The following is a 14150-nucleotide window of genomic DNA, read 5'->3' on the forward strand; positions in this document are numbered from 1 at the left end:
TCGTCTCGCGGGTTCCTACTGGAGGGAGGCGCGCAGACCCCGGGCCCGCTCGGCCTGCGGCAGGTCGCCCAGCCGCTCGAACTCCCCGGCCAGCCAGAGCAGCGGCGACAGGTCGAGGTCCTTTCTGCTGCCGGGGCGGAGCAGTATGCCCTGGTCCATGAATATCTCGTCCAGCCGGCGGATCAGCGCCACCCGGGCCAGTTCGGTCATCCCCTGCTCGGCAGCCAGCCGGGTCCAGGTCGGCAGCGGCTCGCCGGCCGGGTCGCCGGACACCTCGTGCCGCACCGATTCCCACAGGGGCGGCCGGGGGTGCGGGTCGAGCAGGTCGTAGGCGCAGCCCTCCTCCGCGTTCAGCAGGAGGAAGTCGGGCTCGGTGCGCAGCAGGGCGGTGTGCAGCATGCCGAGCAGTTCGACGGGGGAGCGGTCGGGCAGGCCCAGGGCGGCGCGGAGTTCGGCGCGCTCGGCGTCGATGCCGTGGTACTCGCGGATCTCGTCCTCGATCTCGGCCACGCGCCCGAGGATCGCCGCCTCGCCGTCCGCCGGCGTCAGGTAGAGGCAGTCGCGCCAGCCCGGCAGGCCGATCATGATCTCCAGCGCCTCGTCCACGGACGAACCTGTGATCCCGGCCGAGCCCTCCGAGTCCGCGTACAGCAACGAGCCGTCCGGGCACACGAAATACGTGCCGCCGGTGTCGCTGCCCGCCACCGCCTCCAGCGGCCCCCCTGAGGCGAGGCGGACCGGCTCGACATGGCCGTCGGCGGCCCGGTCCAGGTCGAAGTCGAAAGGAAACGCCGCCAGTTCGGCCAGGCGGGGGTGCTGCCGGAGCAGCCGCAGGCAGTGATCGGTCATGTCACAGAACGTAACAGCCGCTACTGACAACGGCCTGCGGCCGCGGCCGGAAGCAGTGCGCACCCGGCCTCACACCGCCGCACGCACCCGCTCCGAGGCGTGTGCGGTCGCCGCTCGGGCCAGCGCCCGGATCACCGGATGCGGACGCGAGCCGTCACCCGACAGCTCCGGTTGGAAGAGCGTGGCCAGGAAGAAGGGATGGCCGGGCAGTTCGGCGACGCGGACCTGGCCGTCCTCGTCGTGTCCCGACAGCCGCAGCCCGTGGGCGCGCAGGGTGTCGAGGTGGCGGGAGGGGCCGTACGAGCAGAAGTAGCGCTCGACCGTGCGGCCCGAGCCGATCGCCGACTCGGCCAGCGTGCCCGGCTCGACGGTGACCGCCGCCGCGTGGCCCACCAGCGAACAGGCCAGTGGCTCGATGAGAAGGTCCTCGGCGCCGGGGTCGTTCTCGGCGTGCGCGACCCCGGTCAGGCCGCACACGTCGCGGGCGTACTCCAGGAGCGCGTGCTGGAAGCCCCCGCAGGTGCCCAGGAAGGGGATGCCCTCCTCACGGGCGGTGCGGATCGCCCGCAGCACGCCCGCCTCGCTGCGGTACGGGCTGCCCGGCAGCACCCACACCGCGTCGAAGCCGAGCACCGCGTCCGCGGCCTCGGCGTCCCCGGACGGGATCCAGTAGGCGTCCAGCACCAGCCGGTCGTGCCGGGCGAGGGAGTCGAGGAGGAGCGGGATCCGGGTGTGCGACACGACGTTGGGGGAGCGGTCCCCGACCAGGGCGATCGTGGCGGTCCGAGCTGCGGAGTTCGTCATGGGCTCATCCTGGGCACCCGCCCCTGTTCACGTCCAACGATGATTGACGCACTCTCGATAAGCAGCACTGATGCGATCCTGTGGCGCATGGACCCGCACCTCCTGCGCACGTACGTCACCGTGGCCCGCCTCGCCTCCTTCTCGGCGGCCGCGCGCGAGCTGGGCTACACCCAGTCCGCGGTCTCCCAGCACATCGCCACCCTTGAACAGGACCTCGGCGCCCTCCTGCTCACCCGCCGTCCGGTGACCCCGACCACGGCGGGCGAACGGCTGCTGGAACACGCCGGACCGCTGCTGCTGCGCCTGGAGGCGGCCCGCGCGGACGTCGCCCGGATGGCCGCCGCGCCCGCGCCCGGCCTGACGCTCGCCGCCACCCCGGCCGCGCTCACGCCCGCCGTCCTCGCCGCGCTGCCGGCCGCCGGCGTCACCCTGCGGGTCCTGCCCCGTGACGGGATCCCGGCCGCCGTCGCCACCGGCACCGCCGAGCTGGGCCTGCTCGACGGCCTCGCTGCCCCCAGCGACCCCCTGCGACTGCCCGACGTGGCCCCCCTGACCACCCAGGGCGTCGCCGAGGAGCCCGTCGCCGTCCTGCTCCCCGCCGGGCACCCTCTCGCCCGCCGCCCCGGCCTGCGCCTCGCGGACCTCGCCGACGCCCGCTGGCTCGACGCACCCGACGCGGCCCCGCCGCTCAGCCAGTTGCGCACCGCGACCGGCGGCGGCGCCTTCCGTACGGCTCTCCGCTACGACGGATGCGATGTCCGCACCCTCACCGCCCTGACCGCCGCCGGTCACGGCCTCACCCTGCTGCCCCTGCGCACGGCCGGCGGCATTCCCGGCACGGTCGCCGTCCCGGTCACCGCACCACGCCTCGTCCACCGGGTTGAACTGGTGTACGGCGGGACGCCCGTGGGAGCGGCGGCGGACCTGGTGGCAGGCCTTCTCGACGGTGCCCGTGGCGCGAGTGCGGGCTAAGGATTCCCGTTGCTGAGCCAGGGTCAGTCTCACTCGTTCGTGTCTCGTCGCGCCCGCGTGCGCCGGGTAGGGCTCGGGGTGGAGGCGAACCATGGAACAGACCGCATTGCGTCCCAAGCCGATCCCCGGACAGGAACGCGGGGACGGCCCCCCGCCCGATCCGGCCCGGCGCCCGCACGCCGCGCGCCACCGCGCCGGCCGGATCAGGACCCTGGTGTTCGGATCGTTCGTCGCCACGGTCCTGGTGTTGTCCGGGGTGGGGCTGGGCACGGTGGGCGCCACCGTGATCGGCATGAGCAGACTGGCGGAACTGCGCCGGCAGGCCCGGCCGGCGACACCCAGCCCCGCACCCCCGGCCACCCCCGTCCCCTCCCCGGCGGCTGCCGCGACGCTGGGCGTGGAGGCCGTGGACGCCGAGAAGGTCGGCGCGCTGGTGGTGGGCGTCCACGTACCGGGGCCGGGCTACTCGGCGGGGCTGGTGCGCGGCGACGTGCTGCTCCAGTTCGGCGCCGACCGGATCGACAGCGCCGCGGACCTGGTCCGAGCGGTGGCCGACGCCCGACCGGGAAAGGAGGCCAGACTGACGGTGCGGCACGAGAGCGGGGGCTATCAGCAGCTTACGGTCGTTCCTGGCGTCGTTACTTGATCAGCTCAGGGGCGCGGGGCCGTATACATGTGCGGCTCCGCCGCGTGGGCGCGACCAGCCACAACCCACCCGCACTCGCCACACAGCCGAGACACGCAACGGCGCTTCCGCGCAAACCGGCTCGCGCCGCCCTTTCTCTCCGGGCAGGATGCATGCCGAGGCCCATACCGCCCCTCACCCGTGCACGGAGGCCCTGGATGACCGGCACCCCCGCCGCCCCCTTCACCGCCGGCGACTACAAGTCCCGCATGACGCGCGCAGCGCACACCGCCGCGGACGCGGGCCTCGCCGGTCTCCTGATCGCCCCCGGCCCCGACATGGTGTGGCTCACCGGCTACACCCCCACCGCCGTCACCGAACGGCTCACGCTCCTCGTCCTGGCCCCCGGCAGGGACCCCGTGCTGATCGTCCCCACCCTCGAAGCCCCCGACGCCGAGAAGGCCGCCGGCGCGGCCGCGCTGACCCTGCGGGACTGGACCGACGGCACGGACCCCTACGCCGTGACCGCCGACCTGCTCGGCGAGGACGGCCGGTTCGGTGTCAGCGACAACGCCTGGGCCATGCACCTGCTGGGCCTGCAGAAGACGCTCCCCGACACCTCCTACGCCTCCCTCACCGACGCGCTGCCCATGCTCCGCGCCGTGAAGGACGCGGCCGAGCTCGAACTCCTCGCCGCCGCCGGAGCGGCTGCCGACGCGACGTTCGAGGAGATCCGCAAGGTTCCCTTCGCCGGCCGCCGCGAGTCCGACGTCGGCCACGACCTCGCCGACCTGCTGCGCCGCTTCGGCCACGACCAGGTCGACTTCACCATCGTCGGCTCGGGCCCCAACGGCGCCAACCCGCACCACGAGGTCGGCGACCGGGTCGTCCAGGACGGCGACATGGTCGTCCTCGACTTCGGCGGTCTCAAGGACGGCTACGGCTCCGACACCACCCGCACCGTCCACGTGGGCCCGCCGACCGCCGAGGAGCGCGAGGTGCACGACATCGTGCGCGCCGCCCAGGAGGCCGGCTTTCGGGCCGTACGCCCGGGTGTCGCCTGCCAGGAGGTCGACCGGGCCGCCCGCGCGGTCATCTCCGACGCCGGGTACGGCGAGTTCTTCATCCACCGCACCGGGCACGGCATCGGCGTCACCACGCACGAGCCGCCTTACATGATCGAGGGTGAGGAGCAGCCGCTCGTCCCCGGGATGTGCTTCTCGGTGGAGCCCGGCATCTATCTGCCCGGCCGCTTCGGAGTGCGGATCGAGGACATCGTCACGGTGACCGAGGACGGCGGCCGTCGTTTCAACAACACCACCCGCGAGATGGTCATCGTGGGCTGACCGGCCCGGCCCGCCACCACCTGCTCGCCCCTACCCCACCCCGAACGGCAACGGCGCGATCCATGACCCAGCCACCCACTCCCACCGCGGACACCGTCCGCCGACTGGTCCGCTCGCTGCTCAAGGAGGGCGCGGGCGGCGCCTCGGGCCCCGAGGTGCGGCCCGTCGCGGCGGGCGGTGAGTACTCCACCTGGTGGGTCGGCACCCGCCATGTGCTGCGCCTCGCCCCCGACCGGGACACCGCCGTCCGTCAGCGCCGCGAACTGCGCCTGCGCGACCTGATGCGGCCGCACCTGCCGGTCGCCGTCCCGGCCAGCGTGGCGCACGGCGAGTGGGCACCGGGGCTGACGTACACGCTGGACACCGTGATCCCCGGAGGAACCGCCGAGGAGCACGACGTCTCCGCGGTCGGCGAGGCGGACCTGGCCGGCCTGCTCACCGGACTGCGCGAGGTGCCGGTACGGCAGGCCGAGACGCTCGGCGTGCCGCGCACCCCGCCACGTTCCCTGGAGGCGCTGCGCCGCATGGCCGTGGCCGCCGCCGAACGCCTCGCCGCCGACGACGAGTTCGATCCCGCCCGGCTGCTCCAGCTGACCCCGCAGGGCGCCGCCCAGCTCGCCGCCCAGCCCGGTACCGCCGTGCTGGCCCACCACGACCTCAAGGGCGAGCATCTGGTGGTCAGTGCCGACGGCAGGGTGCGCGGCGTCCTCGACTGGACCGGCACGGCGGTGGGCGACCCCGCCGAGGACATCGCCGGGCTCGCCGTCGCGGTCGGCTCCGGCGCGGCCGTCCGCGCGGCCACCCTGGCCGGCTACGGCGCCCGCCCCTGCCTGCGCGGCCTGTGGCTGGCCCGCTGCGACACCGTCATCCGCCTCACCGACCGCCTCGAAGGCCGCGACGACAGCCCGCTGCCGCTGCTGCGCACCCAGCTCCGCCGCGCCTGGGAGGCGATCCTGCTGGAGCGGGTGACGGAGCTGCGCGAGGACACCGAGGACGACGACGAGCTGTGACGGGACGCCAGGTGCCCAGGGGTGGTCCAGGCCTGGGTCACGCCTGGGTCAGCACCATGCACGACTCGCCCGGCACCCGCAGCACCCCGTCCGCGTCCGGTGCCACCGGGGCGTCCCACGCGGCCAGCACCTCCACCCGCCCGGTGCCGAGCGGGATCGCGGCAGGTTCCGGGCTCAGGTTCACCGCCACCCGCAGGTCTCCGCGCCGGAACGCGAGCCAGCGTGCCGCCTCGTCGTACGCCACCTTGGTGTCGGCGAGATCGGGATCGGTGAGGTCCGGCTGCTCGCGGCGCAGTGCGAGCAGCCGGCGGTACCAGGCCAGCACGCGCGCGTGCGGTTCGCGCTCCGGCTCCGACCAGTCCAGGCAGGACCGCTCGCGGGTCGCCGGGTCCTGCGGATCGGGCACGTCCTCCTCGGCCCATCCGTGCGCCGCGAACTCCCGCCGTCTGCCCCGCCGTACGGCCTCCGCGAGGTCCGGGTCGGTGTGGTCGGTGAAGAACTGCCAGGGGGTGGCGGCCGCCCACTCCTCGCCCATGAAAAGCATCGGCGTGAAGGGCGCGGTCAGGGCCAGAGTGGCGGCGCAGGCGAGCAGGCCGGGGGAGAGGACGGCCGAAAGCCGGTCGCCCTGGGCGCGGTTGCCGACCTGGTCGTGGGTCTGGGTGTAGCCGAGCAGCCGGTGTCCGGCCACCCGCGCGCGGTCCAGTCTGCGGCCGTGCCGGCGGCCCCGGAAGCTGGAGTAGGTGCCGTCGTGGAAGTAGCCGCCGGTGAGCGTCTTGGCGAGGGCGGCGAGCGGGGCGCGGGCGAAGTCGGCGTAGTAGCCCTGGGACTCGCCGGTCAGCGCGGCGTGCAGGGCGTGGTGGAAGTCGTCGTTCCACTGCGCGTCCAGACCGAACCCGTGCTCCGCGCGCGGGGTGACGACCCGTGGATCGTTCAGGTCGGACTCGCCGATCAGGAACAGCGGCCGGCCCGACTCGGCCGCCAGCCCCGCCACGGCCGCCGACAGCTCCTCCAGGAAGTGGCACGCGCGCGTGTCGCACAACGCGTGCACCGCGTCCAGGCGCAGCCCGTCGATCCGGTAGTCGCGCAGCCACGCCAGTGCGCTGCCCACCAGATACGCGCGCACCTCGTCCGACCCGGGCGCGTCCAGGTTGACCGCGGCGCCCCAGGGCGTCTGGTGCGCCTCGGTGAAGTACGGCCCGAACGCGGGCAGGTGGTTGCCGGACGGGCCGAGGTGGTTGTGCACGACGTCCAGGACGACGCCCAGGCCGAGTTCGTGGGCCCGGTCGACAAACCGTTTCAGCGACTCGGGGCCGCCGTACGGCTCGTGCACCGCCCACAGCGAGACCCCCTCGTACCCCCAGCCGTGCCGGCCGGGGAACGGGCACAGCGGCATCAACTCCACGTGCGTGACGCCCAGCTCACGCAGGTGGTCGAGTCGGCCGGCGGCCGCGTCCAGGGTGCCCTCGGGGGTGTACGTGCCCACGTGCAGCTCGTAGAGCACCGCCCCCGGCAGCGCGCGCCCCGGCCAGGCGGCACGCCACTCGTGGCGGGTGTGGTCGACCACCGCGCTGAGCCCGTCCGGGCCGTCCGGCTGCCGGCGCGAGCGCGGGTCGGGCAGCACAGGGCCGTCGCCCAGCGCGAACCCGTACCGCGTGCCGTCCTCGGCGTCCGCCTCCCCGCTCCACCAGCCGGGCCGCTCCGGGACGCGCTCCAACGCGCGCGTGGCGCCGTCGCAATGGAGCGTCACACGGTCTGTCTGCGGTGCCCACACCTCGAACTGCACGGACGGTCCCCTTCGTCTGGCTCATCGTGAGGTAGTGGATCCATCGTGCCGCGAAAGCGATCAGTCCGCTTTTGAATCCCGGCTTTCCCGGCGCATGTCGCCATACGTACGCGCGCGTGGCGGCCGTTTTCCCGTTTTCTGGACACCCGGGGTTCACTGACTCAGAATCGGCAGCGTGACGTCGTCCTTCGAGTTCCACACCTACCCCGCGCGGCTGTCCGACGCGGAGCGGGACAAGGCGCTGAGTGTGCTGCGTGACGGCGTGGCCATGGGACGGCTGTCGCACGACACCTTCGTGCGCCGCATGGAGCTGGCGCTCGCCGCCCGTCGCGCCGAGGAACTCGCCGCGCTCACCGCCGACCTGCCCCAGGAGAGCCGCTTCGCGCGCGTGCTCTTCGGCACCGTCGAGGCCGTCTCCGGCTTCACCGTACGGCTGCGCCGCGCCTGGCAGGCCGAGCGGCTGCCCAAGCTGCTGCTGCCGCACCCGGGCAACAGCCACCCGCTGCGCATCGGCCGCGACCCCGCCAACGGGCTGCGGCTCAACCACGAGACGGTCTCCCGGGTGCACGCCGAACTCCGCCGCCAGGGCGCCCTGTGGGTCCTCAGGGACCTCGGGTCCACCAACGGCACCACCGTGAACGGCCGCCGGGTGACCGGTGCCGCCGTCGTCCGCGAAGGCGACCAGGTCGCCTTCGGCCGGATGGCCTTCAGGCTCGCGAGCGCCTGAGCCCCGGGCCGGTTCACCCCCGCTACCTGAACGTCTGCGCGAGGTGGCCGAAAAGTGTTCGTCCGTCGTGGTGTTGACGTTCCCCTCAAGTCGTGACTGACTGTGCGTACATCATGCACAGCATGTGAATCGACGGCACCGCATTGTGGAGGTGTGACCTGCCGCCCCTCCTCCGCTTTCCGTCCGTGGACGAGCTGGCCTCGCGGGCGGCCGCGCTGGTCGCCGACCATCCCCGGGACGCCCGGCTGCGCAGGGCCGGCGTCTCCCGCGCGGGCACGCCGATGTGGCTGCTTTCCATCGGTCACGGCACCCGTCACGTCCTCGTCGTCGCAGGCCCGCACGCCAACGAACCCGTCGGCGGCGCCACCGTGCTGCGCCTCGCCGACCGGGTCCTCGCCGACCCGCGGCTCACCGAGGACGCCGACGTCACCTGGAACCTGCTGCTGTGCCTGGACCCCGACGGCTCCCGCCGCAACGAGGGCTGGCTGGCCGGGCCGTACACCCTGGGCCACTACTTCCGGAACTTCTTCCGGCCCGGCTTCCTGGAACAGCCCGAGTGGCTGCCCGACGGGGCGGAGGCCGCCGCGCTGCCCGAGACCCGGGCACTGCTCGACCTCCAGGACGAGCTGCGGCCCTTCCTGCAGTGCTCGCTGCACGGCGTCGACGTCGGCGGCGGCTTCGTCGAGCTGACCCGCGACCTGCCGGGCCTCGACCGGCGCCTCGCGCACATCGCGACCCGGCTCGGCATCCCCCGCGAACTCGGCGCCTACGACACGCTGTACTGGCCCACCCTGGGCCCGGCCGTCTACCGGGTCCCGCCGCCCCGCCGCGGCGACCTGGCCGCCGCCATCACCGAGGCCGCCGTCGAGTCCACCTGGTTCCACCCCTACCGGCACGGCACCGTCACCGCGATCGTCGAGGCGCCCATGTGGGGTGTGGCGGCCGTCCAGGACGGCACTCCGCCCGCCGACCGGGACGCGGCGCTGCGCTCGGTCAGCCGGACCCTGCGACGCGACACGGACCTCCTGGACGGCGTCCTGGCCCGGGTCCGGCCGCAGCTGGCCGCCGCGCCGGACGCGGCCCGGCTGCTCGCGCCGGTCGACGACTACCTGCTGGTCTGCCCAGGCCTCGCCGACGCCTGGGACCCCGACACGGACGCCGGCAGCGCCCGCCCGCTGCCCCCGCTCAGCTCCGCTCACCTGGCCGCCCTGCGCATCGCCGGGCGCCGGCTGGCCCTGCGCACCGCCGGGCTGCTGCACCAGCTCCTGCGCAGCACCGGTCACGACCCCGCCGCCGCCCTGCCCGACCTGGACCGGCTGATCGACACCTGGTGCGCGAGCTACCACGACGCACTCGGCGCGCGCTGGATCCCGGTCGCACGCCAGGCCGAGTACCAGACCCGTGTGGTCCTGAGCGCGTTCGAACTCGCGCACCGCCACGCGCGCGTGCGTGCCCGATCGGGTGAGCCGGGCTGGGGGACCGAGCCCGCCGTGCCGATGCACGGGGAATGACGCATCTCAGCAAAGCGACAGCGGCCGCCGGTGCCCTGCTGGCCGCCGCCGTCCTGCTCGCCGCCGGCCCGGCCCAGGCCGCGCCGGGCGCGACGCGCGACGGCGACTACCTGTACCTGACCGTCACCAAGGGGGACAGCCACTCCAGCGACACACACGGCACGCTGCTGCTGTGCGATCCGCCCCAGGGGCACTCCCGCGCGGCCGAGGCCTGCGCCGGGCTCGACGCGGTGGGTGGTGACATCGCCCGCGTCGCCCCGGTCAAGGGCGCGATGTGCCCGATGGTCTACGCCCCGGTGACCGCCCAGGCGCGCGGACAGTGGAACGGCCGCCCGATCGAGTACCGCGAGACGTTCTCGAACTCCTGCCAGATGGCGGCCCGGACCGGTCCGGTCTTCACCCTCGACGGCTGAGCCGGGCATGGCGTGCGGCCCTCGCACCGGCCCGGACCGCACGCCGCCCGCACACCGCTCGCGCGCTCCCCTCACGCCGCCTGTTCACGCGCGTGCTGCGCGGCCGCAAGCACCGTCCGGGACTGATGCTCCACCTGGCGCTCCAGCGGCACCCAGCGGGCCTGGAAACGCTCGCCGTAGGCCTCGCACCAGGAGGCCACCAGCTCCTCCAGCCGGGGCGCCGCGCGGTCGTCCGCCTCCCGCAGCACCCGCAGCAGCATCGACGCGGCCCGCAACGGCAGCCGCCGACCGAAGGCGTCCACGCTGCCGACGTAGGCCATCGTGGTGTCGACCGGCGGCCGCTGGATCCAGTCCTCGGCCAGTCCGGGTATCAGCCCCAGCGCCCAGCGCGCCGCCCGCAGCAGCGGTCCGTCCAGGCCGTCCAGCCGGGGCAGCGCCTCGGCCAGCACCCGCTCCACCTCCCGCGAGTCCCGCAGCAGCCGACGCGCCAGCCGGCGCATCGCCGCCGCCGGAGCCGGGTGCGCAGCCGGGTCGTCGACCAGGTCGCTCGCCCACATCGGCACCTCGACCACCGCCGTCAGACCGCCGTAACGGTGTGCGTGGTACCAGGTGCTGTGCCGCGCGTCGTCCGGCATGCTCGGGTACGCCACCCCCGTCTCCGGGCCGGGCATCACCCGCACCCCGGGCCCGGAGTGCGGCCAGCCCGCGGCGTCCGAGGCGCCCGTCTCCACCGGGATGTGCAGCTCCGCGGCCGACTTGGCGAACGGCTCGGCCAGCCCCGGCACGTCCCTCGTCAACTGCACCCAGCTGCCGCCCAGATCGGTGCCGTGCAGCGTCACCTGGAGGTAGGGGCGCAGCTCGTCGATGACTCCGAGCAGGGCGCGGGTCTCGGGCGGCAGCCGGTCGGGTGGCAGCACCGACGGCGACCACTCCGGCTGCTCCGGGCCCGCCGGCCGGTAGAAGCCGAGGTGGTAGTCGAACAGGCTGCGCGGTGCCGGGGTGACATGCAGGCTCGCCCCGTCCGGGTCCGCGCAGAGCAGGAAGTGCCAGGAGGTCTCCGCCCGCAGGTCCCGCTCGTGCAGCACCCGTTCGGCCAGTGCCTGGAGGGTGCCGCCTCCGGTCGGCTCGTTGGCGTGGGCGCCCGCGACGACCAGCACCGCCCGTCGGGCGTGCCCGACGGACAGCAGGTGCAGCGGTCTGCCCGCGCGGGAGAGGCCGATCTGCCGCAAGGTGCACAGGCCGGGCCGGTGAGCGGCCAACGCCCGGGCGGTCGCGACGAGTTCGGGAACACTGGGGTAACGCAGCTCCGGCAGGAGACTCACCCCCGACTTGTCCGCCCGGCTTCGCATTCCCCAGTCCCGCACGGCATAGGTGAACTGTCAAGAACCTCCCGGGGGAGGCTCCAGGGGGCGCCCCGAGGCATGTGCTGTCGTCCTGTCGGGGCGGTTGGCGCGGAGGGGAGTGCGAAGCCACTACGGGGCGCGGAACCGCTCCGCGCGCCGATAACCGACGCGGCCCGCGCCCGGCGAGTTTCAGCAAATCCCCGAACCGGCCCCATATTCACTCGTACGAGTGAACCTGCCGTCGGTCACGTCACCCACGTCAGCCACGTCCGGCCCGTCAGCCACGTCCGGCCCGTCAGCTCCCGTCCTCCACCCGCTCCAGCAGCGCCACCGGCAGCCCCTCGAAAAGCTCGCCCACGCGCGCGCGCCCCGTGAACTCCCGCCCCGGCGCCAGCACATCGGCCCACCGCCCCGGCGGCAGCGCCAGGACCGTGTCCCGCCAGCCGCCCGCCTCGGCCAGCCGCAGGGACAGCCGGGTCACCGCCGTGACCACCCGGCCGGAGCGCGCGAACGCGAGGCAGTGCGCCGCGGCCGGCCCCTCGGCCGTCAGCGGCGCGTACGTCGCCGTGTCGCCGAAGACGTCCGGGCGCCGCGCCCGCAGCCGCAGTGCCGCCGCCGTCACCGCGTCCTTCTCGCCAGGGCGCGGCGGCGGGAAGGAGACCGGCCTGCGGTTGTCCGGGTCCACCAGCGCCCGGTACTCGCCCTCCGTGCCCTGGTAGACGTCCGGCACCCCCGGCATCGTCAGATGGACCAGAGCCGTCCCCAGCACGTTCGCCCGGACCTGCGGGCCCAGCGAGGCCCGGAAGGCCGCCACGCGCTCTCCTGGCACCCCGCACGGCCCCGCCTCGACGAACGAGACCACCGCCTCCTCGTACGGCGGCTCCTGCTCCGTCCAGCTCGTGTACAGGCCGGCCTCCCGCACATGCTTCACCAGCGCCTCCCGCACCCGCTCGGGCGCCGCGGGGCCGAGCCCGAACACCGTCTGCCAGGCCGCCCAGGCCAGCTGCGCGTCCGGCACCCCCTCCCCGTCCCGGGTCACCTCGGCCAGCACGTCCGCCCAGCGTTCCGGGCACTCCGTCAGCACCGCCAGCGCGGCCCGCACATCGGCGCTGCGCTTGGTGTCGTGCGTCGTCACCACCGTCCCGGTGAGCGGCCAGTCCCGCTGCACACGCGCGCAGTACGCGTGAAAGGCGGCCGGGGAGACCCCCGGGCTGCCCGGGTCACCGCCCACCTCGGTCGCCGCCAGCAGCGGCACATAGCGGTAGAACGCCGTGTCCTCCACGGACTTGGCCCGCAGCGCCGAGGCGGTCTGCGCGAACCGCGTCCGGAACTCCGCGACCCCCGGCCCGTCCCCCGCCAGGAGCAGCCCGCGCACCACGTCCACCGCCCCGCCCTCCTCGGGCACCACGAAGGCCCGCCGGGCCTCCTCGGCGGCCTCCTCGGTGACCACGGCGGCCACGTCACCGCAGGCGTACGGCCGGTACACCCGCATCCGCACCAGCAGCTCCTGCAGCGCGGTGCGCAGCGCCCAGGGCGCCCGGTCGCGCAGTGCGGGATCCGCCGATGTCGCGCACACGCGCGTGGCGGCCCGTGTCAGCCGGTCCGTCTCGGCCGCCAGCTCGTGCGTGATCACGTTGTACGCCGCCCGCCGCACCGTCGCGGCCCACTCGCCGCCCCGGTCCGTCTGCGGGGCGGCGAACCTGCGGTACTGGCCGAGCAGTTCACCGGCGCCGGCGGGATCCGTGAACAGGCCGTCCACCTGCCGCAGGGCGTCGTACCCGGTGGTCCCCGCGACCGGCCAGCCGGCCGGCAGCTGCTCGCCGTCGGCCAGGATCTTCTCCACGACCGTCCAGCGCCCGCCGGTCGCCTCGTGCAGCCGCGCGAGGTAGCCGTCGGGGTCGGCGAGACCGTCGGGATGGTCGACGCGCAGCCCGTCCACCACGCCCTCGTGCAGCAGCTGGAGGATCTTGGCGTGGGTGGCCTCGAACACCTCCGGGTCCTCCACCCGCACCCCGATCAGCTCCGAGATGCTGAAGAACCGCCGGTAGTTCAGCTCGGTGCGGGCCAGCCGCCACCACACCGGGCGGTACCACTGGGCGTCCAGCAGCTCCGGCAGCGGCAGGTCCGCGGTGCCCTGGCGGAGCGGGAAGGCGTGCTCGTGATAACGCAGCACGTCGCCGTCGACCACCAGCTGCCCGAGCACCTCGCCGACCGGCCCGCCCAGCACTGGCACCAGCAGCTGCCCGCCCTGCGCCTCCCAGTCGACGTCGAACCAGCGCGCGTACGGCGACTTCGGGCCCTCCCGCAGCACCTCCCACAGGGCGTGGTTGTGCCGGGGGGACATCGCCATGTGGTTCGGCACGATGTCCACGACGAGGCCGAGACCGTGTTCCCGCGCGGTGTGCGAGAGCGCCCGCAGCCCCTCCTCGCCGCCGAGCTCCTCGCGCACGCGCGCGTGGTCGACGACGTCGTAGCCGTGGGTGGAGCCGGGGACGGCCTCCAGGACAGGGGAGAGGTGGAGGTGGGAGACGCCGAGCGAGGCGAGGTACGGCACGGCCGCGGAAGCCGCCGAGAAAGGGAAGCCGGGCTGGAGCTGGAGTCGGTAGGTGGCCGTCGGGACGGTGAGGGCGATTCGCTCGGCTGTCATGCGGACGTAAGTACCCGTCTGGTCGGCTTCTGTGTCACCACGCGCGGTACGCGCCCCAAAGGGGCGCGGGGAACTGCGCGACCGGCCCCCACCGGTCCGCACCTGCCCCACAGCCCATTG

Annotated in this window: 12 protein-coding genes; 7 read left to right on the forward strand and 5 right to left on the reverse strand. The window is 74.4% G+C overall.

Annotation, left to right across the window (positions count from 1 at the left end; all coding sequences use genetic code 11):
* Positions 1 to 15: 15 nt before the first annotated feature.
* Both OHB00_RS38420 and OHB00_RS38425 read right to left on the reverse strand, forming a co-directional pair.
* Complete coding sequence (locus tag OHB00_RS38420; RefSeq protein WP_406441903.1) at positions 16 to 849, reverse strand: hypothetical protein; 834 nt, start codon at positions 847 to 849, stop codon at positions 16 to 18.
* A gap of 69 nt (positions 850 to 918) precedes the next feature.
* Positions 919 to 1653, reverse strand: coding sequence for a glutamine amidotransferase-related protein (locus tag OHB00_RS38425; RefSeq protein WP_406441905.1), 735 nt, complete (start codon positions 1651 to 1653; stop codon positions 919 to 921).
* An 87-nt stretch (positions 1654 to 1740) separates the two neighbouring features.
* Between OHB00_RS38425 and OHB00_RS38430 the strand changes: the two genes are divergently transcribed.
* The 4 genes from OHB00_RS38430 to OHB00_RS38445 all read left to right on the forward strand — a co-directional run bounded on the left by OHB00_RS38430 (position 1741) and on the right by OHB00_RS38445 (position 5606).
* Complete coding sequence (locus OHB00_RS38430) at positions 1741 to 2625, forward strand: LysR family transcriptional regulator (protein WP_406441907.1); 885 nt, start codon at positions 1741 to 1743, stop codon at positions 2623 to 2625.
* A 91-nt stretch (positions 2626 to 2716) separates the two neighbouring features.
* Positions 2717 to 3271: a PDZ domain-containing protein gene (locus tag OHB00_RS38435; protein ID WP_406441909.1), complete on the forward strand. Its 555-nt coding sequence runs from the start codon at positions 2717 to 2719 to the stop codon at positions 3269 to 3271.
* Between the two features lie 197 nt (positions 3272 to 3468).
* The gene (locus OHB00_RS38440; protein ID WP_406441911.1) at positions 3469 to 4596 is read left to right on the forward strand and encodes an aminopeptidase P family protein; all 1128 of its coding nucleotides are present in this window, start codon (positions 3469 to 3471) and stop codon (positions 4594 to 4596) included.
* Positions 4597 to 4658: 62 nt separating this feature from the next.
* Positions 4659 to 5606 (forward strand): aminoglycoside phosphotransferase family protein, encoded by a 948-nt coding sequence (locus OHB00_RS38445; protein WP_406441913.1) that lies wholly within the window; start codon positions 4659 to 4661, stop codon positions 5604 to 5606.
* Between the two features lie 37 nt (positions 5607 to 5643).
* Here OHB00_RS38445 and treZ read toward each other — a convergent pair whose 3' ends face one another.
* Positions 5644 to 7389: a malto-oligosyltrehalose trehalohydrolase gene (gene treZ, locus OHB00_RS38450; protein WP_406441915.1), complete on the reverse strand. Its 1746-nt coding sequence runs from the start codon at positions 7387 to 7389 to the stop codon at positions 5644 to 5646.
* A 175-nt stretch (positions 7390 to 7564) separates the two neighbouring features.
* Between treZ and OHB00_RS38455 the strand changes: the two genes are divergently transcribed.
* The 3 genes from OHB00_RS38455 (at position 7565) to OHB00_RS38465 (ending at position 10040) form a co-directional block, all read left to right on the forward strand.
* Positions 7565 to 8116 (forward strand): FHA domain-containing protein, encoded by a 552-nt coding sequence (locus OHB00_RS38455; RefSeq protein ID WP_406441917.1) that lies wholly within the window; start codon positions 7565 to 7567, stop codon positions 8114 to 8116.
* Between the two features lie 143 nt (positions 8117 to 8259).
* Positions 8260 to 9627: a M14 family zinc carboxypeptidase gene (locus OHB00_RS38460; RefSeq protein ID WP_406441919.1), complete on the forward strand. Its 1368-nt coding sequence runs from the start codon at positions 8260 to 8262 to the stop codon at positions 9625 to 9627.
* Entirely contained in the window at positions 9624 to 10040 is a 417-nt protein-coding gene (locus OHB00_RS38465) for an SSI family serine proteinase inhibitor (protein ID WP_406441921.1), read from the forward strand. Before OHB00_RS38460 ends, OHB00_RS38465 begins: the two co-directional genes overlap by 4 nt.
* Positions 10041 to 10111: 71 nt before the next feature.
* On the opposite strand, the gene OHB00_RS38470 is transcribed toward OHB00_RS38465, so the two are convergent.
* Positions 10112 to 11362 carry a M14 family zinc carboxypeptidase gene (locus OHB00_RS38470; protein WP_406446163.1) on the reverse strand — a complete coding sequence of 417 codons (1251 nt, stop codon included), beginning with the start codon at positions 11360 to 11362 and terminating at the stop codon, positions 10112 to 10114.
* A 316-nt stretch (positions 11363 to 11678) separates the two neighbouring features.
* On the reverse strand, positions 11679 to 14030 hold the full coding sequence (gene treY, locus OHB00_RS38475) for a malto-oligosyltrehalose synthase (RefSeq protein ID WP_406441923.1): 2352 nt from the start codon (positions 14028 to 14030) through the stop codon (positions 11679 to 11681).
* Positions 14031 to 14150 lie beyond the last annotated feature (120 nt).

The organism is Streptomyces sp. NBC_00631 (assembly GCF_045206895.1).
GTDB lineage: Bacteria > Actinomycetota > Actinomycetes > Streptomycetales > Streptomycetaceae > Streptomyces.

Coding starts and splice junctions, on each gene's coding strand:
- OHB00_RS38420 (WP_406441903.1), bottom strand. CDS start 849: ATGACCGATCACTGCCTGCGGCTGCTCCGGCAGCACCCCCGCCTGGCC.
- OHB00_RS38425 (WP_406441905.1), bottom strand. CDS start 1,653: ATGACGAACTCCGCAGCTCGGACCGCCACGATCGCCCTGGTCGGGGAC.
- OHB00_RS38430 (WP_406441907.1), top strand. CDS start 1,741: ATGGACCCGCACCTCCTGCGCACGTACGTCACCGTGGCCCGCCTCGCC.
- OHB00_RS38435 (WP_406441909.1), top strand. CDS start 2,717: ATGGAACAGACCGCATTGCGTCCCAAGCCGATCCCCGGACAGGAACGC.
- OHB00_RS38440 (WP_406441911.1), top strand. CDS start 3,469: ATGACCGGCACCCCCGCCGCCCCCTTCACCGCCGGCGACTACAAGTCC.
- OHB00_RS38445 (WP_406441913.1), top strand. CDS start 4,659: ATGACCCAGCCACCCACTCCCACCGCGGACACCGTCCGCCGACTGGTC.
- OHB00_RS38465 (WP_406441921.1), top strand. CDS start 9,624: ATGACGCATCTCAGCAAAGCGACAGCGGCCGCCGGTGCCCTGCTGGCC.
- treY (WP_406441923.1), bottom strand. CDS start 14,030: ATGACAGCCGAGCGAATCGCCCTCACCGTCCCGACGGCCACCTACCGA.